Source organism: Stenotrophomonas sp. STEN014 (assembly GCF_056760315.1).
This window is the reverse complement of record NZ_JBRREN010000003.1, coordinates 222922-246583: the sequence shown is the minus strand read 5'-3', so window position 1 is coordinate 246583 and position 23662 is coordinate 222922. Positions and strand designations below refer to the sequence as shown.

At 63.3% G+C, this 23662-nt stretch carries 21 protein-coding genes; 13 read left to right on the top strand and 8 right to left on the bottom strand.

The window, feature by feature from the left end; genetic code table 11:
* Positions 1 to 27: 27 nt before the first annotated feature.
* Together ACVOMC_RS06135 and ACVOMC_RS06130 are read right to left on the bottom strand one after the other, a co-directional pair.
* Positions 28 to 1719: a recombinase family protein gene (locus ACVOMC_RS06135; RefSeq protein WP_481523235.1), complete on the bottom strand. Its 1692-nt coding sequence runs from the start codon at positions 1717 to 1719 to the stop codon at positions 28 to 30.
* The gene (locus ACVOMC_RS06130) at positions 1706 to 2371 is read right to left on the bottom strand and encodes a recombinase family protein (RefSeq protein ID WP_481523234.1); all 666 of its coding nucleotides are present in this window, start codon (positions 2369 to 2371) and stop codon (positions 1706 to 1708) included. The genes ACVOMC_RS06135 and ACVOMC_RS06130 overlap by 14 nt, the downstream gene beginning before the upstream one ends.
* Positions 2372 to 2743: 372 nt before the next feature.
* Here ACVOMC_RS06130 and ACVOMC_RS06125 point away from each other — a divergent pair, with 372 nt between their 5' ends.
* On the top strand, positions 2744 to 3520 hold the full coding sequence (locus tag ACVOMC_RS06125; protein ID WP_481523233.1) for an HNH endonuclease: 777 nt from the start codon (positions 2744 to 2746) through the stop codon (positions 3518 to 3520).
* Here ACVOMC_RS06125 and ACVOMC_RS06120 read toward each other — a convergent pair.
* Together ACVOMC_RS06120 and ACVOMC_RS06115 are read right to left on the bottom strand one after the other, a co-directional pair.
* Positions 3517 to 5769: a DNA-methyltransferase gene (locus ACVOMC_RS06120; RefSeq protein WP_481523232.1), complete on the bottom strand. Its 2253-nt coding sequence runs from the start codon at positions 5767 to 5769 to the stop codon at positions 3517 to 3519. The genes ACVOMC_RS06125 and ACVOMC_RS06120 overlap by 4 nt on opposite strands.
* Before the next feature lie 12 nt (positions 5770 to 5781).
* On the bottom strand, positions 5782 to 6381 hold the full coding sequence (locus ACVOMC_RS06115; RefSeq protein ID WP_481523231.1) for a tyrosine-type recombinase/integrase: 600 nt from the start codon (positions 6379 to 6381) through the stop codon (positions 5782 to 5784).
* 519 nt (positions 6382 to 6900) lie between these two features.
* On the opposite strand from ACVOMC_RS06115, the gene ACVOMC_RS06110 reads away from it, so the two are divergent.
* Together ACVOMC_RS06110 and ACVOMC_RS06105 are read left to right on the top strand one after the other, a co-directional pair.
* Positions 6901 to 7341: a hypothetical protein gene (locus ACVOMC_RS06110; protein WP_481523230.1), complete on the top strand. Its 441-nt coding sequence runs from the start codon at positions 6901 to 6903 to the stop codon at positions 7339 to 7341.
* A gap of 229 nt (positions 7342 to 7570) precedes the next feature.
* A complete protein-coding gene (locus ACVOMC_RS06105) occupies positions 7571 to 7732 on the top strand; it encodes a hypothetical protein (RefSeq protein WP_481523229.1) in 162 nt (53 codons plus the stop codon).
* Between the two features lie 74 nt (positions 7733 to 7806).
* On the opposite strand, the gene ACVOMC_RS06100 is transcribed toward ACVOMC_RS06105, so the two are convergent.
* Positions 7807 to 8136: a hypothetical protein gene (locus ACVOMC_RS06100; RefSeq protein WP_481523228.1), complete on the bottom strand. Its 330-nt coding sequence runs from the start codon at positions 8134 to 8136 to the stop codon at positions 7807 to 7809.
* 363 nt (positions 8137 to 8499) lie between these two features.
* Complete coding sequence (gene glmS / locus ACVOMC_RS06095; RefSeq protein ID WP_481523227.1) at positions 8500 to 10332, bottom strand: glutamine--fructose-6-phosphate transaminase (isomerizing); 1833 nt, start codon at positions 10330 to 10332, stop codon at positions 8500 to 8502.
* A 215-nt stretch (positions 10333 to 10547) separates the two neighbouring features.
* On the opposite strand from glmS, the gene ACVOMC_RS06090 reads away from it, so the two are divergent.
* From ACVOMC_RS06090 to ACVOMC_RS06050, 9 genes are all read left to right on the top strand, one after another.
* Positions 10548 to 11816: an efflux RND transporter periplasmic adaptor subunit gene (locus ACVOMC_RS06090; protein ID WP_481523226.1), complete on the top strand. Its 1269-nt coding sequence runs from the start codon at positions 10548 to 10550 to the stop codon at positions 11814 to 11816.
* Between the two features lie 34 nt (positions 11817 to 11850).
* Positions 11851 to 12564, top strand: a complete 714-nt coding sequence (locus ACVOMC_RS06085; RefSeq protein ID WP_057506350.1) for an ABC transporter ATP-binding protein — start codon at positions 11851 to 11853, stop codon at positions 12562 to 12564.
* A 10-nt stretch (positions 12565 to 12574) separates the two neighbouring features.
* Positions 12575 to 13879, top strand: coding sequence for an ABC transporter permease (locus tag ACVOMC_RS06080; RefSeq protein ID WP_481523225.1), 1305 nt, complete (start codon positions 12575 to 12577; stop codon positions 13877 to 13879).
* A 65-nt stretch (positions 13880 to 13944) separates the two neighbouring features.
* Complete coding sequence (locus ACVOMC_RS06075) at positions 13945 to 15168, top strand: ABC transporter permease (protein ID WP_481523224.1); 1224 nt, start codon at positions 13945 to 13947, stop codon at positions 15166 to 15168.
* Positions 15165 to 15692 carry a nuclear transport factor 2 family protein gene (locus ACVOMC_RS06070; RefSeq protein WP_481523223.1) on the top strand — a complete coding sequence of 176 codons (528 nt, stop codon included), beginning with the start codon at positions 15165 to 15167 and terminating at the stop codon, positions 15690 to 15692. Before ACVOMC_RS06075 ends, ACVOMC_RS06070 begins: the two co-directional genes overlap by 4 nt.
* Positions 15689 to 17020 (top strand): ABC transporter permease, encoded by a 1332-nt coding sequence (locus ACVOMC_RS06065; RefSeq protein ID WP_481523222.1) that lies wholly within the window; start codon positions 15689 to 15691, stop codon positions 17018 to 17020. Before ACVOMC_RS06070 ends, ACVOMC_RS06065 begins: the two co-directional genes overlap by 4 nt.
* Positions 17021 to 17033: 13 nt before the next feature.
* Positions 17034 to 18257 (top strand): ABC transporter permease, encoded by a 1224-nt coding sequence (locus ACVOMC_RS06060; protein WP_481523221.1) that lies wholly within the window; start codon positions 17034 to 17036, stop codon positions 18255 to 18257.
* A 39-nt stretch (positions 18258 to 18296) separates the two neighbouring features.
* On the top strand, positions 18297 to 19637 hold the full coding sequence (locus ACVOMC_RS06055) for a sigma-54-dependent transcriptional regulator (protein WP_481523220.1): 1341 nt from the start codon (positions 18297 to 18299) through the stop codon (positions 19635 to 19637).
* Positions 19638 to 19647: 10 nt separating this feature from the next.
* Positions 19648 to 20994: a sensor histidine kinase gene (locus tag ACVOMC_RS06050; RefSeq protein WP_481523332.1), complete on the top strand. Its 1347-nt coding sequence runs from the start codon at positions 19648 to 19650 to the stop codon at positions 20992 to 20994.
* 150 nt (positions 20995 to 21144) lie between these two features.
* Here the strand turns inward: ACVOMC_RS06050 and glmU are convergent, their stop codons facing one another.
* The gene (gene glmU / locus ACVOMC_RS06045) at positions 21145 to 22512 is read right to left on the bottom strand and encodes a bifunctional UDP-N-acetylglucosamine diphosphorylase/glucosamine-1-phosphate N-acetyltransferase GlmU (RefSeq protein ID WP_481523219.1); all 1368 of its coding nucleotides are present in this window, start codon (positions 22510 to 22512) and stop codon (positions 21145 to 21147) included.
* An 81-nt stretch (positions 22513 to 22593) separates the two neighbouring features.
* Between glmU and ACVOMC_RS06040 the strand changes: the two genes are divergently transcribed.
* Entirely contained in the window at positions 22594 to 22977 is a 384-nt protein-coding gene (locus tag ACVOMC_RS06040; protein ID WP_481523218.1) for a GtrA family protein, read from the top strand.
* A 222-nt stretch (positions 22978 to 23199) separates the two neighbouring features.
* Here the strand turns inward: ACVOMC_RS06040 and ACVOMC_RS06035 are convergent, their stop codons facing one another.
* On the bottom strand, positions 23200 to 23622 hold the full coding sequence (locus ACVOMC_RS06035) for a F0F1 ATP synthase subunit epsilon (protein WP_054659460.1): 423 nt from the start codon (positions 23620 to 23622) through the stop codon (positions 23200 to 23202).
* Positions 23623 to 23662 lie beyond the last annotated feature (40 nt).

Genomic DNA, 23662 nt, shown 5'->3' with positions numbered 1-23662 from the left:
GCAGTTACAGGGCCGTGACAGCCGTACTCACTCCACCGTAACGGAATTGTTTCCAACGGGGGTCAACCGTTTTCCCGGCGGACCCCGCATCGGCAGCACTACCAGCTTACTGGCAGACCCCTTCCTCAACTTATAGCCCTTGGGCTGCTGCGGGATACGTCCGTCGCCCACGATTGGCTTCACGAAGCGAATTTCGAGCTGATGCTCCTTCGTGTCCGCGAGGTACTTCACGTCGATCCGCTCGATCATGCCCCGAAGGTACTCCTTCCGCTCCTCCGGCGTCAGCTTCGACTTGAGCTTGACCTCATCACCGAACGCCCTTACCCAATCGACCCACTTTCGCTCTTGAACCTGGTTCCTGACACCCTCTCGCAGCGTCTCGATGCGAGCCAGGATAGAGGTCCGCTGCTCGCGTAGCCGCTTCATGATTTGTGGATACAGCTTGGCGTCGGTCTGCCCGAGCCTGTGCTCCACTTCCAGCTCGGCGATTGCTTCGTCCGCGCGCTGAAGGTCCTTCTCTGCCAGCTTGATGCCCTTCTCGTTCTTCTTTTGAGTGGCTTCGTAGCCGGTGTCTGGTGACACAATTCCGCCCACTAGCCGCTTCTTCACTTCTTCCTTGAGCAAGCTCGACTTCGAGTGGATGTCAACGACAACATCCCAGACCAACCTATCCGCCTGCTCAATGTTCATCGACCGAGCGAATCCGCACCCATCCTTCTTGGAGTGCTTCACTTTCGGCTCGATTCCATTCCTCCAGCTACGCTCCTTCATCGGGCAGTAGTAGAAGTGCTCGTTCTTGGCAGGCTTGGTCCTTGCGCCAAGAGGGGCATTACAGAACCCGCAGTACATCAGATCGCGCAGGAGGTAGAAATGCTTCGTGCGGTTGACCTGACCCTTCCGCTCTAGGATGGATTTCCGCTTCTCTTGCGTCGCCTGCCAGATTGCAGCAGGCACGATCGGACTACATTCAATGCGGAATTGTTCGTCCGACTTCTTATCTCGGTACGTGTAGTAGCCGACGTAGTGCGTGTTCTCTAGGATTTTAAGGATGGAGCCTAGCGTCCATGTTCCACCGCGTCTCGGAAGCACTCCGCTCTTGTCCAAGAACTTCTTGATGACGTGAGTTGACTCGCCAGATGCGTAACGCTGATAGATCTCCTTGACCTTGATAGCCTCAGCCTTCTCGACCACCAGCTTCTTGCTATCAAGGCGATAGCCGAATGGAGGCGGACCGCCATGCCATTGGTTCTGCTTGACACGGTGCAACTTGCCTAACCTCGTCCGCTCAGCTCTGCCAGCGTTGTCGAACTCAGCCATTGCATCGAGAATTTGCTTCATCAACGTGTCGGATGCGTTGGTGAAGTCGTATGTCCCGTCTTTCGTGTAGAGCGTTACGCCATGCTTCTTACATTGGTACCGAATCAGGGATGCGACGTTGTCATTGCGCGATAGGCGCGATTGGTCGTAAACGAAGATATGCTTTGCATCCCCGTTCATGACCTCGTTGACAAGCGCCTGCAGCACCGGACGCCCCGAGATGTCTTCATGGTTGGAACTCTTGCCGCCCTCGTTCCAGACCCTTGCATCGAACCCTAGTGCCTTAGCGCGCTCATGCCCTAGCTTCTCCTGAGAAGCCAGCGACGTACCCTTGTCCTCCTGTGCTGCCGTGGAGACGCGGGTGTATATGTGCAGAACGGGCAATGGCTTAGTGCGCGTCATTGAGGATATGTCTGATGCCCATTGCCGAGATGTTGATATCTTTCTTCTCGCTCAGCCACTTCTCGATGCCACGATAGCTCGTACCCTTTTTACGGAGCAGCCGCATCTCGGCAATGATCTTCTGCTCGTCAGGCTTGGGGACTTTAACGAGGTCCACCACCTCGTAACCGAAAGCTCGCCGCCCTCCGGTGAACTTACCTTGCGCCTTCTTGATCTGCTTGACCTCACGGATGCGGGTAGCGATCCGCTCCTTCTCGAACGTGGCGAACGCGGAAAGGATCGTGAAGACGATGGCGCCCACGCCGTTGCCGGTAACGTCACCGCCCAGGTCGATGAAGTGGATATGGACCCCGCGCTCCTTCAGGTCGTGCAGGACATTGAGCGCGTTGCGAGTGTTGCGGAACGCTCGGTCCAGCTTGGGGAAGATGATTAGGTCGTCCCTCTGAACGAGCTGGTAAAGCCGCCCGCCTTCAGGGCGCTCTTGGAACTCCACCCCACCGCTCACGCCCGCCTCGACGAAGATGTCGCCCTCGGACAGCTGCAAGCCCTTCGAGACAGCGTAAGCCTCTATTTGTCGGGACTGAGCCTCAAGGCTCTCGCCCTCCCTAGCCTGCGTCAGCGTCGAGACACGCACGTACCCGTAAACCGCCATGCCACCACCCCTTTACGGCGTTCCAAATGGAACAGCCCACGGGACTAAGCATGAATGTGAACGGGCTAAAAGTAAAGCTTTAGATTGTAAACTTTACATCCCGTAAAGTGCGCTACAGCGTGCTTTGCGCATCGCCAATCGACATCCGCGACTTACACTCCTACTCACCCTACGTGGAAGCAACTCATCAACCACGATCTTCCGTGAAGCGGACTCAAAATCCACTGGCAACGTTGTCGTGTAGGTTCGAGTCCTATCACCGGCACCATATCTAGTTAGCCCCTCGACGCGCGGTCGACGTGCTGACCCCAGCCGAGGGTTGCATTGCTCGTTTCTAGCTGATTAGCTTCCCCAGGAACTTAAGGGGGAAGCATGTCAGCTGTCATTACGCCAGCAACGCGAGTCGAGGACCTCGACATCAGCGCTCAGTGCAAGTCCAAGCTGGACAATCTCGAGATCACCACTGTCGGCGAACTAGCCGAGACGGATTACACGGTCATCTTCGACGCCGTGGGACACACCCTGGGCAACCGACTGCTGCAGATCGTCCTTTCAGCTGGGCTGAAGCCCGCACTCCGGTCTCCAGACTGGTCCGATGAGCAATGGAAAGGCTTTGTCGAGGAAGTTGTTGACACCGGGATGGTTGATTGGAAGGAAGTCGCCCTCGCAATCTGCGGGGAGCTCAATCCCCCGCAAGTTGGAACGGCTATCGCGTCGAATGCGTCTTTCCAACGACACTTCCCGCCCCGCGGGACCATGCGCGCAGTGATGGAGTGGTTCTACGCACAGGATGGTAAGTGCGCAGTCTGCGGGACGCGCCTCTTTCTAGAGGCGGACCACATCAAGTCCAAGCAGGAGCACCGAGAAGAAGGTCTGCCTGAAACGGACGCGGACCGCCTCGACAACCTGCAACTCCTTTGCAAGCGGTGCAATGTCGTCAAGCGCTCCTCACACGTCTTGGGTGGATTGTCATTCGGTCCTGCGCAGGCAGTGCTGATGTGGATTCTCCTCGCGGAGAAGCCGAGGACAAAAGAAGCATTCAGTCGTTTGTGTCGAGCTCACGGCTTGACGATGGCGACTGTGCGCTTCGATGAGGCATGGGCATTCGCCGTGTGGCTCTCCAAAGAAGGCAGATACGAAATTGACTAAACCAGCTCCAACTGATCGACACGACCGCGGAACCTTCTAAGCCCCAGATCGAAGTACTCCCTGTTCTGCTCGATGCAGATGGAGCGGCACCCATGACGTGCCGCTGCAACGCCAGTCGTCATGCTGCCGCCAAACGGATCTAAGATCGTTGACAGTGCCGGCAATCGCTCCGCGAGAAGTGCTGGGATGGCTTCGGGATAGGGGGCGGTATGCCCGTGCGTGTTTTCGCCACGCACCATCTTGATCACAGCGCCTTGCCTTAAGACACTGGGAAACTGCATCTCATCGATCTGAGCACCGGGCTTTCGGAACACAAGAATGTGTTCCCAGCAGTTGAATGGCGCCTGGTAGTACGGCGAAAAATTCCCGCCATTGAATCCGCGCTTCCCTTCGATGTCACCCTTGTCCCAGGCAACATTCCCGACCAAGTCGAAACCGATTCGCCTAAACAGGTCCGCGGTATACGCGCCAAGGATTAGCCGCTTCTCGCCCATCGCGGAGAAGACGACGCTGTTCTCGTTATCGAAGTAATCAAATATGTTGTAGAGGTAGTAGGCACCGGGCTTCAGAACGCGATAGACCTGCTCATTGATCCGTCGCATATCGTAGAGATAGGTGTAGATGTTCTCCCACTGCGAATACTCTCGGGCATTGTAGTAAGGGGGTGACGTTACCGCTCCGTCGATCGAGCTTGCCGCAATCCCTCTAAGCACCTCGCCGGCTTCCCCATGGAACGCAGAAAGCAGCCCGTCTGTGACTTCTGACGCGCCATTCCGTCCGCTCACTCCGAGCCCATCACTGACGTCGTACCGCGAGAAGAACGAAGCCGAAGGAAAGTCCTTCACTTCGATCACAGAACTAGGTACCTGGACCTCCTGGCGAATGGTCTTGACGATATTTCGCCCATGAAAGGCGCCCTCCTCAACTGGAAACCCGTCAACCAGCAAGGCGTCTCCAGCTAGCGTGTAGTGACGAGCCAACATCTCTACAACATCCGCCTCACTGCGCTCGGGCTGAATGTCTCTCAGCCATCTCTTTACGCTCTCCGCAGGTATGTCATTGCCAGGCTCTTCGATAGCCGCCTGCTTGAGCAGCTGTACGAAGGAATACCTCTTCCCACGACCAAACTTGCTCTTGTCAGGACAAAGAATGTTGCAGCATTCCCAGCTCTTCACCCCGAGCGACGAATAGGAATTCCCCTGCACGTTGGTGCTTCGACATCCAGGGCATGGGACTGGCGTCTCGTCGGCTTCACTCTTCTGAAGAAGGACAAGCAGTCGCGTATTGACCTCCCCCACCAGGAAACAGTCTTGGTAGTAGAAGCCATCATTCCAAACACGAAAGTCAGCTGCGCCAACGTCGAGCGAAGGAATGTACTCAGCGGTTGCGCGCTCGATCTCGTTGCTGCGAAAGAACGAATTGGACGGTGTCCGCTTCAAGTGTTTTTCTGCATACAAGACGATGTCTGTGTAAAGGTCCCATTCGTTACCGAGTGCTTGGCACTTCTTTGGGTCGATCCAGATTGCGGCGTACCCAAATTTGGGCAATTGCTGGTACGCCTCAGCCACACGCTTAAGCACGAGCTCGCGCTGAGTAAACGCCGAGGCATCGACCAAAATGAAAGACGGCTTAGTGGAATGGAGTTCCGGTGCAAATCCCTTCAAATAGGTCCAATAGTCAGATTCATACTCTGACGATATCGCAACACCCGAGTTGAACGCGTGCAGCACCCTGGAGCCAAAAGCTCTACAGATGTATGCACAGAACAGCCCCTCAAGGATCTCTTGTGACCAATCACGCGGCTTACTATCCTTGCGCGTCAACGTGGGAGACGTGAGCTCCGAGTGCAGGAGACGCAGCGTCTTTGACTCATCGACGAATTCGACAGCACTCATTAGCTCCGAGCACTTTTTAGCATCCAGCGCACGCTTAACCCGAAGAAGCTCGGATATCTGGTCCGCGTCGGATGAGTCGAACGCCTTAGCAATGTCGTTCTTCTCGTGATAGTTGAACACCACCTTCTGCTTAGCGCAGACGCCAAGGAACGCTTTGACGCCGGCTGCATTGAAGCGAAACTTAGCGTTGATGTCGGCAACTAACGCGCGGCGCATCGCAGCTGAACTAAGCGCCTCACTTGAGGCTGCGAATTGAATAAACCGCCGCGCTTCCTGCTCCACCTGACTAGATGGCTGAAACTCGGTACCAAGAGTCTTGTTGAAGTGCTTGACCAACGACGAATACGATGACATGAAAGCTGATTCCTAGATAAGATCGACTACGCGGCGTTGAGCTTCAGAGCTCTTGGCTATGTAGAGTTGTGTCGTTGAAAGCGCGCGATGTCCAGCCAAGTCCTGGACATCCCGAAGAGACCCGCCAGCCTCACTGATTCTCCTGGCAGCCATGGTCACGAAATGCCGGCGACCGCTATGGCTACTCGCACCAGCGATGCCGAGGTCGGCATAGACAGCCCGAAACCAGTTCACTATTGACTGGGCACGCATTGCGCCGCCGCGCTCGCTTCGAAGTATGAAATCGTCGCGTCTCGGTAGCGGAGACAGGCACTGGAGATAACTGTTCAGCGCATCCTGAACTTCAGCCTTCAGGGGGATGACCCGCCCACTAAGCTTCTTTGCAGCCTCGTTCTCCAGGCGGAGCGATTCACCGACCCTCCCCTCGGCATCTAGGACCATTCGCCACCGAGCGTGAGCTATTTCGGCGGCGCGGAGTCCGGCAAAGAAGCTTAGGCAGGCAATGACCCGATTACGTTCCTTGTGCCGACCTTCGGCAGATACCCAGCGCAAGAATCTTTGCACGTCCTTCGGACTGACGTCTCGGGCGTGGCGGCGGACTGATCCAACCATGGCTAACTCAGTATGAAACTAGGGAGTTGACCTAGTTTGATACTCAGGACAGGTGAAGTAAAGCGCCAGAGACGCGTAGAACCCCTGTCACATCAATGCCTTACGCGGACTGAGTATAGAACCCTGATTTCATACCGAGTCCGCAGCTCCCGTGACGCCCATCCCTCGGGGCAACCGGCGCCCAAAAAAGCCAATGTCAAGCCTGGTCCCGGGCGGGTCCCAAAAAACCCAATGTCAAGACCTGGGCGCTCCGTGAAACATTTCCGTGGAACACCTGTTTTCGACCGTTCGTCGGCTGACCAGCGGCGTAGTACGTCTGGCGCCTAAGTAGTTATAGACCCAGCGTTTCGGCTGCCCCGGCTGCCCCGGCTGCCCTATCCCCAACGCTTCCGGTCGCCAACCCGCGCTTTGCCCGGCGGCGGCTTTCTTTCTACTGGAGATGTCAGCCCGTACTGCCCGACCAAGGTAGCCATAACCTGGCTGCCTATAGAGAAGTTTTGTCTGAAAAAAGGAACATCGATGAATCGAGCACTGCTACTGAAGAAATACGAGGCATACCAGACCCAAGGCACCGCCATCTTCGCGGTAACCCTGTCGACCTATGTGCAGGACGACCGATACGCGGCTTCCGACATCATGCGGAAGTACTGGGACCAAGACTTCATCTATCGCGTCCGAACCTGCCTACCAGTACGAGCCAAGATTGACCACGACTGGGTGCTGGAACGTTCGCCCACTGGTCATTACCACTATCACGGCTTCATTGCCGTCGAGGCAGCACATGCCAACAAGCTATGGCGGGACGGCGCGCTGCGGTCGAAACTGAAGCGCGCGATCGACAGCCATGCAACGGCGGGCAAGTACCGAAACTTCTGCGTGAATGCCCATCTGATCGAGCCGGTCACGAATGTAGCGGCGTGGGCGAACTACATCACCAAGCAGAATCAGCCGCACGACTAAATATCGTAGTACGCGCAGACGCGCGTACTCGCGCAGCGAACCGGAGAAATAGCATGAAAAACAAGATCAGGAACTTCCGCGTATCCGACGAATTGGACCTAAAGCTGGTCGAATCCGCGAACCGCCTCGGAACAGATCCATCTACGTACCTTCGATCACTGATTGAGTTCGGTTGTTCGCTTGTACTACACGAGGGTCATGGCATTGACCAAAGTCGAGAGGAAGCACGATGAACAACTCCGAAGTCGTCCGAGCAGTCGTCACGGGAGGAACCACGATCTCGAAGGCACGCCTACTGGATGCGGTGCGAATGACGCAAGACCGCGATTTCTGCTTCATTCAAGACCCAGTGTCCAAGTACATCATCGTCAGGATCAAGCTCAGTAAGTGATGTAGACACTACTTCTGCTACTCGTCCGTGCTATGTCACCTGCGAACTACGGCGTGCTTTCGCCCCATGCAGCCTTATCCAATGCGGATCCATGACTCCTCTTCTCGGTCGCTCTCCCAAACTTCGACCCAATCATTGCCGATCCTTTGACGAGCGCGAGAGATCCAAATGTGCTCAAAGGTAGTTACCCCCTTGAAGCCTACGATCTTGAATTCTTCTGCATCAGAAATACTCTCTCGCACTTTCGCAAGAGCTGATTCCAGGTCGCTTGCAACGACGGTCACGCTGCTCCTGAACTGACCCGCGAACGAGAACGCATCGGCAACTACACGCTCTGAACCCTGTTTGATCAGGTCTGCCGCTGTGGCGGTTAGGTAACCTGCGTATTCAATGCTGTACTCCATACAATGACTCCCTTCTAGGGACGGCGAAGTTGCCGCCTTTTGGTAGTCATATGTAGTACTTGGTGGCAGGAAGGATTGAGACCTCCTTTAGATGTACCGTCGTGTTTCGTTGCTCCCGCAGCACACGGGAAGTCCACTTGCGGTAGATAGAGTACACAAGCTCCGGGTAGAACAGCTTGCCCCGAGGGCTAAGCTCACCAGACGAGTTCAATTCACCCGCGATCTGGGCGAACTCCAAGCCCGACTGGTCCCGCAACCGCAGGACCAACTCCGCCAGTGCCCGGTGCCCGTCAGTGTGGCGGGGCTGCCACAGCTGAGGGGTAGTCACGACTACGGTATAGCTCAGGCTACCCCCGTTGGAAACTATTCCACCGTGACGCTCTTGGCCAGGTTGCGCGGCTTGTCCACGTCGGTGCCGCGGGCCAGGGCGGTGTGGTAGGCCAGCATCTGCACCGGAATGGTGTGCACGATCGGACTGAGCACGCCGGCATGACGCGGGGTGCGGATCACATGCACGCCCTCGGAGGCGTTGAAGTTGCTGTCCTGGTCGGTGAACACGAACAGCTCGCCGCCGCGCGCGCGCACTTCCTGCATGTTGGACTTCACCTTCTCCAACAGGCTGTCGTTGGGGGCGATCACCACCACCGGCATCTCCGCATCCACCAGCGCCAGCGGGCCGTGCTTGAGCTCGCCGGCCGGATAGGCCTCGGCGTGGATATAGGAGATTTCCTTGAGCTTGAGCGCGCCTTCCAGCGCGATCGGGTAGTGCAGGCCACGGCCCAGGAACAGCGCATTCGCCTTGCCGGCAAAACGTTCGGCCCAGGCGGCGATCTGCGGCTCCAGGTTCAAGGCATGCTGCACGCTGCCCGGCAGGTGCCGCAGTTGTTCCAGGTAATCGGCCTCCTGGGCGGCGTCGACCTTGCCGTGCAGCTTGCCCAGCACCACCGTCAGCTGGAACAGCGCCGCCAGCTGCGTGGTGAAAGCCTTGGTCGAGGCCACACCGATCTCGGCGCCGGCACGGGTGTAGCAGACCAGCTCGCTGGCACGCGGGATGGCGCTCTCCGGCACGTTGCAGATCGACAATGTGTGCCTGTGGCCCAGCGACTTGGCGTACTTGAGCGCCTCCATCGTGTCCAACGTCTCACCGGACTGCGAAATGGTGACGATCAGATGCCTGGGGTTGGCATAGGCGGCGCGATAGCGGTACTCGCTGGCGATCTCCACGCTGCATGGCAGCCCGGCGATGGCCTCGATCCAGTACCGCGCGGTCAGCCCGGCGTAATAACTGGTGCCACAGGCCAGGATCTGCACGCCGTCGATGTCCTTGAACACCGCTTCGGCATTGGCGCCGAACAGGGTGGCCGGGAAGCCACCGGCATCGATCGCCGCTTCCACGGTGTCGCCCAGCGCGCGCGGCTGCTCGTGGATTTCCTTCTGCATGAAGTGGCGGTACGGGCCCAGTTCCAGCGAGGCCAGCGACACGTCGGACAGGCGCTGCTCGCGCTGCACCAGGGTGTTGTTGCCATCGAACACGCGCACGCCCTGACGGGTCAGCTCGGCGGTATCGCCCTCCTCCAGGAACATCACCCGGCGGGTGGCCTGCAGGATCGCCGACACGTCCGAGGCGACGAAATTCTCGCCCTCGCCCAGACCCACCAGCAACGGACAGCCCATGCGGGCCACCACCATGCGGTCCGGCTCCTTGCGACTGATCACCGCCAGCGCGTAGGCGCCGGTCAGCTCCTTGACGGTGCGTTGCAGGGCGCCGAGCAGGTCGTCGTGATCGGCCTGCAGATGATGGTGGATCAGGTGGGCGATGACCTCGGTGTCGGTCTGCGATTCGAACACATAGCCCAGCGCGATCAACTTTTCGCGTTGCGCTTCGTGGTTTTCGATGATGCCGTTGTGCACCAGCGCCACGCCTTGGCTGATGTGCGGGTGCGCGTTGGATTCGGTCACGCCACCGTGGGTGGCCCAGCGGGTGTGGCCGATGCCGACCGTGGCGTGGAAGTGCTCGGCACCGGCCGCGGCTTCCATCTCCGCCACGCGGCCGGTGCGGCGTACGCGACGTACCTGGTCCGCATCCAGCACGGCAATCCCGGAGGAGTCGTAACCGCGATATTCCAGCCGTTTGAGTCCTTCAATCAGTACCGGAACCACATCGCGATCGGCGATCGCTCCAACAATGCCGCACATAGTCGATCCACTTGCGTTAGTGAACGGACATTCTAAGCCAGCCAATTCGGACAGCCGCAGGACACGGCGAGCCATGGACCCGCAGGCAGTGTCCGCGACAGTGTCCGCGGACACCCGGACAGCCAGCGACACCCGATATTTCCAAACAAATTCAATGAATTGTGATTGGCACGCGATCTGCTTAACCAACAGCAACCCATGCAGTGAAGTATCCGATGATCCGTGACACCTCCGCCCAGGACCAGGTAAGCACCCAGCCCCCGCGCCCCGTCTGGCGGCGATGGCTGTGGCCGGCTGTCACCACCTTGGTCGCAGTGGCGGGTATCGGCTACGTCGCCAGCAGCTGGCTGGGCGCCAGCCGCTCGTTCGACAGCGACCGGCTGCGCCTGGCCGAGGTGGGGCGCGGCGACCTGGTCCGCGACATCGCCGCCGACGGCCGGGTGATCGCCGCCAACAGCCCGGTGCTGTACGCCATCTCCGCCGGCACCGTGACCTTGAAGGTGGTGGCCGGTGACGTGGTCAAACAGGGCCAGGAACTGGCGGTGATCGACAGCCCGGAGCTGCGCAGCAAACTGGCGCAGGAACAGGCCACCCTGGCCGGGCTGGAAGCCGAGGCCGGCCGTGCGGCGCTCGATGCCACCCTGGCCCGTGCCACCGCCAGCAAAGTCACCGACCAGGCCGCCATCGACCGACAGGCCGCCGCTCGCGACCTGGAGCGCTACCAGCGCGGCTTCGATGGGGGCGCGGTGCCGCAGGTCAATCTGGCCAAGGCCCAGGACGACCTGAAGAAAGCCGAGATCACCCTGCAGCACGCACGCAGCGATGCCACCTTGCAGAGCCGGGGCGCGGATCTGGACGCGCGCAACAAGCGTCTGCTGGCCGAACGCCAGAAGGCGGTGGTGAACGAAGTGCAACGTCAGGTCGATGCACTGACCCTGCGCGCGCCGTTCGATGGCCAGGTCGGCCAGGTCCAGGCCACCCAGCACACCCAGGTCATCGCCAACGCGCCGGTGCTGGGCGTGGTGGACCTGTCCAAGTTCGAAGTCGAGATCAAGGTGCCGGAAAGCTTCGCCCGCGATCTGGCGATCGGCATGCCGGCGCAGCTCACCAGCGGCACGGGGCAGCCGTTCCCGGGCGAGATCGCGGCCGTTTCCCCGGAAGTGGTCAACGGTGAAGTGGTCGCCCGCCTGCGCTTCTCCGACCAGCAGCCGCCGGGTCTGCGCCAGAGCCAGCGGATGAGCGCGCGGGTCCTGCTGGACACCCGCAAGAACGTGCTCAAGGTCGAGCGCGGCCCCTTCATCGAACAGTCCGGCGGGCGCTACGCCTACGTCGTGACCGGCAGCACCGCGACCCGTCGCCCGATCCAGACCGGTGTCAGCAGTCTGGGCGAAGTGGAAATCGTCTCGGGTCTGCAGCCGGGCGAAAAAATCGTCGTCTCCGGTGCCGACCTGTTCGGCGACCACGAGCGCGTCTCCATCAACTGACCCTCCGTTTCTCCTTTCAGCCCAGGAACCTCCCATGCTCCAGATGCAATCCGTCTCCAAGGTCTTCCGCACCGAACAGGTTGAAACCCATGCACTGCGTTCGCTGGACCTGCATGTGCGCGAGGGCGAGTTCGTCGCGGTCACTGGCCCGTCCGGCTCGGGCAAGACCACCTTCCTCAACATCGCCGGGCTGCTGGAAACCTTCACCTCCGGCCAGTACCTGCTCGATGGTCAGGACGTGAGCCACCTCGGCGATGACGCCCGTTCGCGGCTGCGCAACCAGAAGATCGGTTTCATCTTCCAGGGCTTCAACCTGATCCCCGATCTGAACCTGTTCGACAACGTCGATGTGCCACTGCGCTACCGCGGCATGCCCGCGGCCGAGCGCAAGCAGCGCATCGAGAAAGCGCTGGGTGATGTCGGCCTGGGCTCGCGCATGCGCCACTACCCGGCCGAGCTGTCCGGCGGCCAGCAGCAACGCGCCGCCATCGCCCGCGCCCTGGCCGGCAGCCCGCGCCTGCTGCTGGCCGACGAACCGACCGGCAACCTGGACACACAGATGGCGCGCGGGGTGATGGAGCTGCTGGAGGAGATCAACAGTCAGGGCACCACCATCGTCATGGTCACCCATGATCCGGAACTGGCCGCACGCGCCCAGCGCAACGTGCACATCGTCGACGGCCAGGCCACCGACCTGCTGCGCGAGCCGGTGCTGGCCCGTCCGCATCCCGTTTCCATCGCAGGCTGAGGCCACCGCCATGTTCGGCTACTACTTCAAACTCGCGCTGCGCAGCTTCGGCCGCAACAGGATCCTGACCGCGCTGATGGTGCTGGCCATCGCGCTGGGGATCGGCGCGGCGATGACCACCCTGACCGTGTTCAAGGTGCTCTCCGGCGATCCGATCCCGCACAAGAGCGACCGGCTGTTCTACGTGCAGCTGGACCCGGCGCTGCGCGAAGGCTACCTGCCCGGTGAGGAACCCGAATCGCAGTTGACCCGCTTCGATGCCGAGGAATTGCTGCGGCAGAGGAAGGCGCCACGGCAGGCGATGATGACCGGCGGTGGCGGCATCGTCGATCCACGCATCGACGCCCTCAAACCGTTCAGCGTCAGCATGCGCTACACCTCGGCCGATTTCTTCCCGATGTTCGACACGCCCTTCCAGTTCGGACAGGGCTGGAGCGGCGATGACGACCAGGGCCGTGGCCGGGTGGCGGTGATCAGCAAGGCGCTCAACGACAAGCTGTTCAAGGGCGCAAACAGCGTCGGCAACGACGTGCTGGTGGAGGGCAATGCCCTGCGCATCGTCGGCGTGCTGGAGCAATGGGCGCCGGCGCCGAAGTTCTACGACCTGTATTCGGGCAAGTACGATTCGGGCGAAGAGGTGTTCGTCCCGTTCAGCACCTCCCGCGAACTCAAGCTCGGTCGCAGCGGCAACATGAACTGCTTCGGTCGCGAGGCGATCAATGACAATGAAGCGCTGAATGTGCCCTGCGCCTGGATCCAGTACTGGGTGGAACTGGATTCACCCGCGGACGCGGCCGGTTACAAAGCCTATCTGGACAACTATTCCGAGCAGCAGCGTGCCAGCGGCCGCTTCGAACGCCCGGCCAACACCCGCCTGCGCAATGTCATGGAACTGATGGAGCACCGCAACGCGGTGCCGGGCGACGTGCGCCTGCAGATGTGGCTGGCCTTCGGCTTCCTGCTGGTGTGCCTGGTCAATACGGTCGGCCTGCTGCTGGCCAAGTTCCTGCGCCGCAGCGGGGAGATCGGCGTGCGCCGGGCACTGGGTGCCAGCCGCGCGGAGATCTTCAAGCAGTGCCTGGTGGAGGCCGGCACGATTGGCCTGGCCGGTGGGCTGCTCGGGCTGGTGTTCGCGCTGGCCGGCTTGTGGGCGGTGCGGCAACGGCCGGCCGAGTACGCGTCGCTGGCCCACCTGGACGGCTCGATGCTGCTGATGACCTTCGCCCTGGCGGTGCTGGCCAGCATGCTGGCCGGCATCCTGCCCGCCTGGCGGGCGATGCAGGTGGCGCCGGCGCTACAACTGAAAAGCCAGTAACCGGACGCCCGCTTCCGCGCCCCCGGCTTGCTCCCTCCCTACTCCAGGCTTCACGGAGAACCCTCATGGATATACGTCCCATCCTCTCCACGCTGACCCGGCACAAGACCGCCGCGGCGTTGATCGTGCTGGAGATCGCGCTGAGCTGCGCGATCATCTGCAACGCGCTGTTCATCGTCTCCCAGCGCATCGACGCCATGCAGCTGGCCAGCGGCATCGATGACGACCGCCTGGTCGAGATCGGCCTCAGCGGTATCGGCACGCAGGTCGACGGCGACGCCCGCACCGCCGAGGACCTGGCCGCACTGCGCGCCATCCCCGGCGTGGAGAATGCGGCCATCGTCAACCAGCTGCCGTTCCAGAACGGCTCCTGGAACACCTCGCTGGCCATCAGCGCCGAACCGGACGCGCAGTCGATCAATGGTGCCCAGTACATGGTCGGCGAGAACGCGCTGGACACCCTCGGCGTGAGGCTGCTGGCCGGCCGCGACTTCAACCACGACGAGTACATCAGCATGGACGTCATGCAGAAGATGGAGGATCTCAGTGCGCTGCGTGCACCGGCGATCCTCACCGACGCCATGGCCCGGAAGTTCTTCCCCGACGGCGATGCGATCGGCAAGACCCTGTACATGGCCAACATCCCGGTCACCGTGGTCGGCGTGGTGCAGACCCTGCTGCGCCCGAACATGCAGGACAACAACCGCACCCATTCGCTGATCTTCCCGGTCCGCACCAACTTCGCCAACGGCGGCCGCTACATCCTCCGCACCAGCGATCCGGCGCGCCGCGACGAAGTGCTCAAGCAGGCGCTAGCCACGCTGGAGAAGAACGACCCCAACCGGCTGGTATGGGTCAAACAGACCGTCGAGGAGAAACGCGCCAAGTACTTCGCCAACGACCGCGACATGATCGGCATGCTGCTGATCGTCAGCGGCCTGCTGTTGCTGGTCACCGCGCTGGGCATCATCGGCCTCGCCAGCTTCTGGGTACAGCAACGCACCAAACAGATCGGCATCCGGCGTGCGCTGGGCGCCACCCGCGGGCAGATCCTGCGCTACTTCCAGACCGAGAACTTTCTGCTGGCCAGCATCGGCATCGTGATCGGCATGATGCTGGCCTACCTGCTCAACCAGTGGCTGATGGGCCGCTACGAGTTGCCGCGGCTGCCGCTGCTGTACCTGCCGGTCGGCGCGCTGACGTTGTGGCTGCTGGGCCAGTTCGCCGTGTTCGGCCCGGCGCGGCGGGCGGCGGCCATTCCGCCGGCCGTGGCCACACGCAGCGCATGATCTCGTCCTTCTTCCTGCCATCGCGCCTGCGGCCGGTGATGACGCGGGCGCTGCTGGGCCTGTTGCTGGCGCCGGGCGGTGCCCTGGCCCAGACCAGCGACGCCGGCGACACCGCGCTGCACGACACCATCGCCGCGCTCGACCGGGCGGTGTTTGACAGCTTCAACCGCTGCGCCGATCCGGCGCAGCTGGACAGGCACGCCAGCTACTTCGACCCGGCCGTGGAGTTCTACCACGACACCGGCGGGGTGACCTGGACCCGCGCGGCGATGCTGGCCAACACCGGCAAATTCGCCTGCGGCCATTTCACCCGGCAGCTCGTCCCCGGCACGCTGGAGGTATTCGCGATCAGGGACTTCGGCGCACTGGCGCGTGGCCAGCACCGCTTCTGCGACAGCCAGAGCCGCAGCTGTGACGGCCTGGCCGACTTCACCATCCTCTGGCGCCTGCATGACGGGCAATGGCGGATCACCCGGGTGCTGAGCTATGCCCACCGCGCCGACCGCAGGGATGCCCCGAGATGAACTACACGCTGGAGACCGGCCTGCGCGGCTGCCTGCGGCATCCGCGGACGATGACGCTGGTGGTGCTCACCCTTGCCCTGGGACTGGCCTCGGTGATGACGATGCTGACGCTGCTCTCGGTGTTGGGCGCCGATCCCCTGCCCGGCATCAGCCACACGTTGCACCTGGCCTGGGCCGACTCGCGTGAAACGGCCAAAAGCGGCGACAGCGACACCTACGGCGATGGCTCGCTGGTGCCGCCGCTGTGGAAGCTGGCCGATGCACGCGCAATGCAGCAGCTACGCCCGGACATCCGCCAGGTGGCACTGGTCACCGCACCCGTGACGGTGGCCAGCATCGACGGCAGTGCCCGCATGCAGGTCTCGGCGGCCTTCGCGCTCGGGCCGATGCTGCCGGTGTTCGAAGTGCCGTTGCGCCACGGCCGCTACTGGACGCCGGAAGAGGAGATGGCACGCACGCCGGTGGTGGTGATCAGCCGCGCGTTGAGCCAGCGCCTGCTCGGGCGCGAGGACGGGACCGGTGCCGAGGTGCGTCTGGGCAAGCGCAACTTCCGCGTCATCGGCATCAGCGAGCGCTGGGCGCCGCGGCCACGCCCGCACTTCCTCCCCGCCAGCGACGCCGGTTGGCGTGGCGAGGGCGATGAAGTCTTCGCCCCGGCCGAAGCCGCGCTGGCGTCGGGCATCGAGATCAGCAGTACACGCATCTGCGACGACACCGGTTTCGGGGGTTTCCGCTTCGACCAGGTCAACGTGGACCAGTGCCGCTGGCTGGTACTGTGGGCCGCACTGGCCGATGCCGGCCAGCTGCGCAGCTACGCGCAAAGCCTGCAGGCATTCGCCGCCGACCGGCATGCCGCCGGCATCTTCCCGCGACCGCCGCTGACGCGGCTGCAGTCCATGCCGCAATGGCTGCACCTCAACCGCGTGGTCCCCGACAACGTGCGCCTGAACCTGTGGCTGGCGATCGGCCTGCTGGTGCTGTGTCTGGTCAACGTCGCCGGCCTGCTGGCGGCACGCTTCTTGCGCCGCTCCAGCGAATACGGTGTGCGCCGCGTGCTGGGCGCGCCGCGTCGCGCGATCATCGCCACCTGCCTGGTCGAATCCACCCTGGCCGGACTGCTGGGCGGGTTGCTGGCGCTGCCGCTCACCCTGGCCGGGTTGTGGCTGATGCGCCAGCAGGGCGACGCCTACGCGCCGCTGGCCCGTCTGGACGTCCCACTGTTCACGCTGCTGTTGCTGCTGGCACTGCTCACCGGCGTGGTGGTGGGCCTGCTGCCGGCGCTGCGTGCCGCGCGCCAGGAGCCTGCGCTGCAGGTGAAAACGCTTTGAACGGGAGCACCGCATGAATCCCCTGTTTTCGCCGTTGCGCCGTCACCCGCTGATGCCCTGGCTGATCGTGCTGCAGATCGCGGTGGCCTGCGCGATCCTGTGCAACACCCTGTTCCTGCTCGCGCAGCAGGCCGCCCCGCTGCTCACCGACGATGGTATCGCCCGCGATGAAGTGGTCATCGTCGACCAGCTGGTCAACGGCGGTGGCAACTGGAGTGCGGCACAGGCCCGCGGCGGGGCCGAAGCGCTGGCCCGCATTCCGGGGGTGGAGCGCGCCTCGGCGGTGGTGGGTGCCCCCATGCGGCAGACCCTGACCATGGTCTACGACCTCAAATCCGCCAACAGCCCCAACCTGCTGGTCAGCGGCTTCCTCGGCGAAAAGCTCATCGACACCCTGGGCCTGCAGCTCAGTGCCGGCCGTGATTTCCTTGCCGACGAATACCGCGACCTGCAACTGGAGGGCAACGACGACAGCACCACCACGCCGGTCATCCTCACCCAGGCGCTGGCGCGCAGCCTGTTCGGCAGCGACAACCCGGTCGGCCAGTCGTTTACGGGCGGCGATGGCAGCGGCCACTACGTGGTGGTAGGTGTGGTCGCGCACCTGATGCGCTACCAGCTGACCGAGCTGGATGATGGCAAAGCCGAGTACGCGATGCTGCTGCCGCGCCGGCCTGGCGGCCTGCCGCTGCTCAGCTTCGTCATCCGCAGCGACGCCCGGCAGCGCGAGGCCGTGCTCGAGGCCGTGCCCGGCGTGTTGCAGGCCACCTTCGCCGGGCAGATCGCCACCGGGTTTGAACCGCTCGTCGCCGACTACGAACAACTGCGCGAGGCCGGCCTGCGCTCGCGTCGTGCCGCGGTCTGGCTGCTGCTCACCGTCAATGCGGTAGTGGCGGCCATCACCGTGATCGGCATCGCCAGCCTGAGCGGCTACTGGATCCAGCAGCGCACCCGCCAGATCGGTATCCGCCGGGCGCTCGGTGCCCGCCGTGGCCAGATCCTGCGCCAGTTCCTGGCCGAGAATCTGCTACTGACCAGCGCCGGGGTGTTCGCCGGCGGAGTGTTGGCGCTGCTGGTCAACCAGTGGCTGATGCATCACTACGAGCTGCCCCGATTGCCGCTGGTCTACCTGTCCATAGCCGCGCTGTTGCTGGTGCTGCTGGGTCAGCTGGCGGTGGCCGCACCGGCGCGGCGGGCCGCCCGACTCCCCCCTGCCAGCGCCACCCGCAGCGTGTAATGTGCGGATGCGCCCGAACCCAGCCTTCCAAGACAGCCGATGCCGCAGATCCTGATCATTGACGACAACGCCGCCGTGGCCACCGCACTGGACGTGCTGTTCTCCCTGCACGACATCGACACCCGCCATGCCAGCGCGCCGGAACAGGGACTGGCGATGCTGGCCGAGCAGGAGTTCGACCTGGTGCTGCAGGACATGAATTTCACCGCCGACACCACCTCCGGCGAGGAAGGCCAGGCGCTGTTCCGTGCCATCCGTGATGCGCATCCGGACCTGCCGGTGATCCTGCTCACCGCCTGGACCCATCTGGACAGCGCGGTGGAGCTGGTCAAAGCCGGCGCCGCCGACTATCTGGCCAAACCGTGGGACGACGGCCGCCTGCTGACCACGGTCAACAACCTGCTGGAGCTGGCCGAGACCCGCCGCGAGCTGGCACGGCGCCGCGCCCGCGAGCTGCGCCAGCAGCAGGCCCTGCACGAGCGCTACGACCTGCGCGGGGTGGTGTTCGCCGATCCGGCCAGCGAGCGGGTGATCTCGCTGGCCTGCCAGGTGGCGCGCTCGGACCTGCCGGTGCTGATCACCGGCCCCAACGGCGCCGGCAAGGAAAAGATCGCCGAGATCATCCAGGCCAATTCGGCCAACCGCAAAGGACCGTTCGTGGCACTGAACTGCGGCGCCATTCCCGCCGAACTGATCGAGGCCGAACTGTTCGGTGCCGAGGCCGGTGCCTACACCGGCGCCAACAAGGCCCGCGAGGGCAAGTTCGAGGCCGCCGACGGCGGCACCCTGTTCCTGGACGAGATCGGCAACCTTTCGCCCAGTGGCCAGATGAAACTGCTGCGGGTGCTGGAGACCGGACGCTTCGAGCGGCTGGGCTCCAACCGCGAACGTCAGGTCAAAGTGCGCGTGGTCAGCGCCACCAATGCCGACCTGCCGGCGATGATCCGCGACGGCAGCTTCCGCGAGGATCTGTACTACCGCCTCAACACCGTCGAACTGGCCGTGCCCGCGCTGGGCGAACGCCGCGAGGATATCCTGCCGCTGGCCCGGCACTTCCTCGGCGACGCCGGCAAGCCGCTGTCCGCCCAGGCCGGCCAGGCGCTGCAGCGGCACAGCTGGCCGGGTAACGTGCGCGAGCTGCGCAACGTGATCCAGCGCGCCAGCCTGCTGGCACAGGGCGCGCGCATCGAGGCGGCCGATCTGAACCTGCCGCGTTCCGCCCGGCCCGCCCTGCAGAACGCCGAGGAACCCGACCGCACCCGCATCGTCACCGCGCTGCAGCGGGCCCACGGCGTCATCGCCCAGGCCGCCGCCGAGCTCGGGCTGAGCCGGCAGGCGCTGTACCGGCGCATGGACCGGCATGGGATTCCGCGCGAATGAGCCGGCGATGCTGAAATCACGCTCCTTCACCTTCAAGCTGTTCCTACGGCTGCTGCCGGTGCTGGCGCTGGCGGCGGCGTTCCCCTGGCTGCTGGCGTACTGGCTGGACCGCGGCTGGGTGGTGGCGCTGGTCTCTGCGCTGCTGCTGATGGCGCTGATGTGGTGGGCGCTGCGCCGCGCCACCGCGCCGGTCCGCTCGCTGCTGCGCGCCCTGGCCGGCACCACCAGCAGTTACCGCGACGGTGAATTCAACTTCAGCGTGCACTGGCGCGGCAACGACGAACTGGCGCAGCTGGTCCGCGCCCATGGCGAACTGGGCGAGGTGTTGCGTGAGCAGCGCCAGGCGCTGGCTCAGCGCGAGCTGCTGCTGGACACCATGGTGCAGAACACGCCGGTGGCAATGCTGCTGCTCACCAACGGCGGCGATGGTGTGCAGCGGGTGACCTTCTCCAACACCGCCGCGCGCAAGCTGCTGCACGGTGGCTGGAAGCTCGAAGGCAAGCGCATGCATGAGCTGCTGGAAAGCATGCCCATCGAACTGCGCAACGCCATCGCCCGGGGCGGGGACAGCCTGTTCGCGGTCCGCGAGCCCGATGCGATGGACGGCGACGAGGACGACGAGCAGATCTATCACCTGTCACGGCGCAGCTTCCATCTCAACGGCCGTCCGCACGAACTGCTGCTGCTGCGCCTGTTGACCGCCGAGCTGCGCCGCCAGGAAGTACAGACCTGGAAGAAGGTGATCCGGGTGATCAGCCATGAACTCAACAATTCGCTGGCGCCGATCGCCTCGCTGGCACACTCCGGTGCCGAACTGGTCCGGCGTGGCAAGACCGAACGGCTGGAGGACATCTTCGCCACGGTCGAGGAGCGTGCCCGACACTTGGAAGGCTTCATCCGCGGCTACGCGCGTTTTGCCAAGCTGCCGCAACCGCAACTGCAGACGGTGGTCTGGAAACCGTTCCTGCACGGCCTGCAGCAGCAGATCAGCTTCCGCATGACCCCGCCGCCGGACGAGCTGAGCAGCCGCATCGATCCGGCGCAGTTTTCCCAGGCGCTGCTCAACCTGCTCAAGAACGCGCACGAAGCCGGAGCGGAGGCGGCTGCCGATTCGGTGGAACTGCGCGTGGCGCGGTTGCCGAACTGGCTGCGTATCGAGGTGCTGGACCGGGGCAGCGGCATGAACGAGGCGGTGCTGCAGAACGCCCTGATGCCGTTCTATTCCACCAAACGCAACGGCACCGGGCTGGGCCTGGCGCTGACCCGCGAGATCATCGAAGCCCATGGCGGCCGCATCGCGCTGCAGAACCGCAAGGACGGCGGTCTGTGCGTGGCAATTCTGCTGCCGCACGATTGAACCCGCCGACAGCCCGGCGACGTCCTAAGAAGCCGGCAGGCGCTGCGGCAGACGGCCTTGCGCCCGCCCGTGCGGTGGATTCACAACGCGCGGATACGCCGTCGTCCCGAGACACAGGGCGCGATACGCTCGCGCCCTGTGTCTGTCGGCTCAGCCCTTTTTGACCGGTCGTACCCAACCGTCGATGGTCTGCTGCCGTGAGCGCGCCACGGTCAACTTGCCGGCGGGTGCGGTGCGGGTGACCACCGAGCCGGCGGCAATGGTCGCCCCCTCCTCCAGCGTCAGCGGTGCCACCAGCGAACTGTTGGAACCGACAAACACCCGGTCGCCGATGATGGTCTGGAACTTGTTCACCCCGTCGTAGTTGCAGGTGATGGTGCCGGCGCCGATGTTGGTGCCGCTGCCGATCACCGCATCGCCCAGATAGGTCAGATGGTTGGCCTTGCTGCCTTTGCCCAGGGTCGTCTTCTTGGTCTCGACGAAGTTGCCCACGTGCACGCCCTCGGCAAGTACCGTGCCCGGACGCAGACGCGCGAACGGGCCGATCTGTGCGGCGCCTTCGGCGACCACACCTTCCAGATCGCAATGCGCCCGCACCTCGGTGCCGGCGCCGAGTCTGACATCCTTCAGGCGCACGAACGGACCGATGCTGACGCCGTCGCCGAGCTCGACCTCGCCTTCCAGCACCACGTTCACATCGATCTGCACATCGCGGCCCACGGTCACCGTGCCACGCTGCTCCACGCGCGCCGGGTCCAGCAGCCGTGCACCCTGCGCGCACAGCGCCTTGGCCGCGCGCAGCTGCCATGCCCGCTCCAGCTGCGCCAGCTGCCAGGGATCGTTTGCCCCCTCCGCTTCCTGGGCATCGGCCACCCGCACCATCTCCGCGGCGGTGTACTCGGCTGCGGCGAAGGCGAACACGTCGGTCAGGTAGTACTCGCCTTGCGCGTTGGCGTTGGACAGCGCGCCCAGCCATCGCCGCAACGCGGTGGACTCGGCGGTGATGATGCCGGTGTTGACCGTCGAAATCCGCTGCTGCTCGTGGTCGGCATCCTTCTGCTCGACGATGGCCGCGACCTTGCCTTCGGCATCGCGCACGATGCGGCCGTAACCGGTGGGATCCTCCAGTTCGGCGACCAGTACCGCCAGTCGCGGCGCGCCGTACAGCAGCGCCCTGAGGGTGTCGGCGCGCATCAACGGTACATCGCCGTACAGCACCAGCACCTGCGCGGTGTCGGGAACCTCCGGCATCGCCTGCCGCACCGCATGGCCGGTGCCCAGCTGCTGGCTCTGCTCGGACCAGATCAGGTCATCCTGGTCGGCAAACGCCGCACGTACCGCCTCACCGCCATGGCCATAGACCACATGGATGCCGGCCGGCTGCAACTGCCGCGCGGTGTCGATCACGTGTGCCAGCATCGGTCGCCCGGCAATGGGCTGCAGCACCTTGGGCAGAACCGACTTCATACGCTTGCCGGCACCGGCGGCGAGGATGATGACGTGCAGCGGCTGGGTCATGCGGACAACTTCCTTGAAAGATGCTCGGATTCTAAGCCTGCGCTGGTTAGCATTACAGGCAAAAGGGAAAACGCACCGCTGATGAGTCTGTTCCGTCAAAGCAGCCAGTACATCGCTATCGGGCTATTACAGCTGTTGCTGGACTGGGGGGTGTTCGTTGCCGCAACTTCGCTGGGACTTCCTGCGGCGCCCGGCAATCTGCTCGGCAGGGTCAGTGGCGCCTTGATGGGGTTCTGGCTCAACGGCCGCTACACTTTCTCCAAGCACGGGCAGCAACGCCACGGCTGGAAGCGTTTCGCGCGCTTTCTGGTGCTGTGGCTGGCAATGACCGTGATCAGCACCGTGCTGGTCAGCTACACCGCGCAGCAGCTGGGTCTGCAGATGGCGTGGCTGGCCAAACCGCTGGTGGAAGGCGGGCTGGCCATGGTGACCTTCTTCCTGCTCCGGCATCTGGTGTATCGCTGAGTGCCGCGCGGCCGCGCCTGTACATGCCACACCCTGCAGCGCCGATACCGTCCCGCCGGCACCCGCAACCACAGCCACAGCCACAGCCCGCACCATCCGTAGTGGCGGGTGGACATGGCCGTGACCATGCGAGCGCATGCACCCGCGCCGGCCCGTCCCTGCGCCGCACAAAACGAAAACGCCGGCACAGGGCCGGCGTTTTCGATGCGTTGTCCGCAAACCTCAGTGCTTGAGGTTGCGGCGCAGACGCTCCAGCGCCTGCAGCTGCGCGGTGACCTCGGCCAGGCGCTGCTGCGCTTCGGCCAGCTCCATGGCCTCGCCACGGTTGGCCAGCACACGCTCGGCTTCTTCCTTGGCCTTGCGCACCGCCGCCTCGTCGATGTCGGTGGCGCGAATGGCGGTATCGGCCAGCACGGTCACGACCTGCGGCTGCACTTCCAGGATGCCGCCGGAAATGGCGAAATCCAGCTGCTCGCCGGCAGCGGTGGTGACCACGACCTTGCCCGGCTTCAGACGGGTGATCAGCGGCGCGTGCTTGGGCGCGATGCCCAGCTCGCCCAGCTCACCGGTCGCCACGACCAGGGTCGCTTCGCCACTGAAAATCTGCTGTTCGGCACTGACGATGTCGCAACGAATGGTGCTCATGGAACTCTCTTCGCCTGGTTGGGTGGGCAGCGCCCACCAC

Bases quoted from the DNA above. Each gene is read 5' to 3' on its own strand.
- ACVOMC_RS06060 (WP_481523221.1), top strand. From the start codon at position 17,034: ATGAATCCCCTGTTTTCGCCGTTGCGCCGTCACCCGCTGATGCCCTGG.
- glmS (WP_481523227.1), bottom strand. From the start codon at position 10,332: ATGTGCGGCATTGTTGGAGCGATCGCCGATCGCGATGTGGTTCCGGTA.
- ACVOMC_RS06040 (WP_481523218.1), top strand. From the start codon at position 22,594: ATGAGTCTGTTCCGTCAAAGCAGCCAGTACATCGCTATCGGGCTATTA.
- ACVOMC_RS06085 (WP_057506350.1), top strand. From the start codon at position 11,851: ATGCTCCAGATGCAATCCGTCTCCAAGGTCTTCCGCACCGAACAGGTT.
- ACVOMC_RS06035 (WP_054659460.1), bottom strand. From the start codon at position 23,622: ATGAGCACCATTCGTTGCGACATCGTCAGTGCCGAACAGCAGATTTTC.
- ACVOMC_RS06070 (WP_481523223.1), top strand. From the start codon at position 15,165: ATGATCTCGTCCTTCTTCCTGCCATCGCGCCTGCGGCCGGTGATGACG.
- ACVOMC_RS06075 (WP_481523224.1), top strand. From the start codon at position 13,945: ATGGATATACGTCCCATCCTCTCCACGCTGACCCGGCACAAGACCGCC.
- ACVOMC_RS06100 (WP_481523228.1), bottom strand. From the start codon at position 8,136: ATGGAGTACAGCATTGAATACGCAGGTTACCTAACCGCCACAGCGGCA.
- ACVOMC_RS06065 (WP_481523222.1), top strand. From the start codon at position 15,689: ATGAACTACACGCTGGAGACCGGCCTGCGCGGCTGCCTGCGGCATCCG.
- ACVOMC_RS06135 (WP_481523235.1), bottom strand. From the start codon at position 1,719: ATGACGCGCACTAAGCCATTGCCCGTTCTGCACATATACACCCGCGTC.
- ACVOMC_RS06125 (WP_481523233.1), top strand. From the start codon at position 2,744: ATGTCAGCTGTCATTACGCCAGCAACGCGAGTCGAGGACCTCGACATC.
- ACVOMC_RS06115 (WP_481523231.1), bottom strand. From the start codon at position 6,381: ATGGTTGGATCAGTCCGCCGCCACGCCCGAGACGTCAGTCCGAAGGAC.
- glmU (WP_481523219.1), bottom strand. From the start codon at position 22,512: ATGACCCAGCCGCTGCACGTCATCATCCTCGCCGCCGGTGCCGGCAAG.
- ACVOMC_RS06110 (WP_481523230.1), top strand. From the start codon at position 6,901: ATGAATCGAGCACTGCTACTGAAGAAATACGAGGCATACCAGACCCAA.
- ACVOMC_RS06105 (WP_481523229.1), top strand. From the start codon at position 7,571: ATGAACAACTCCGAAGTCGTCCGAGCAGTCGTCACGGGAGGAACCACG.
- ACVOMC_RS06055 (WP_481523220.1), top strand. From the start codon at position 18,297: ATGCCGCAGATCCTGATCATTGACGACAACGCCGCCGTGGCCACCGCA.
- ACVOMC_RS06080 (WP_481523225.1), top strand. From the start codon at position 12,575: ATGTTCGGCTACTACTTCAAACTCGCGCTGCGCAGCTTCGGCCGCAAC.
- ACVOMC_RS06130 (WP_481523234.1), bottom strand. From the start codon at position 2,371: ATGGCGGTTTACGGGTACGTGCGTGTCTCGACGCTGACGCAGGCTAGG.
- ACVOMC_RS06120 (WP_481523232.1), bottom strand. From the start codon at position 5,769: ATGTCATCGTATTCGTCGTTGGTCAAGCACTTCAACAAGACTCTTGGT.
- ACVOMC_RS06090 (WP_481523226.1), top strand. From the start codon at position 10,548: ATGATCCGTGACACCTCCGCCCAGGACCAGGTAAGCACCCAGCCCCCG.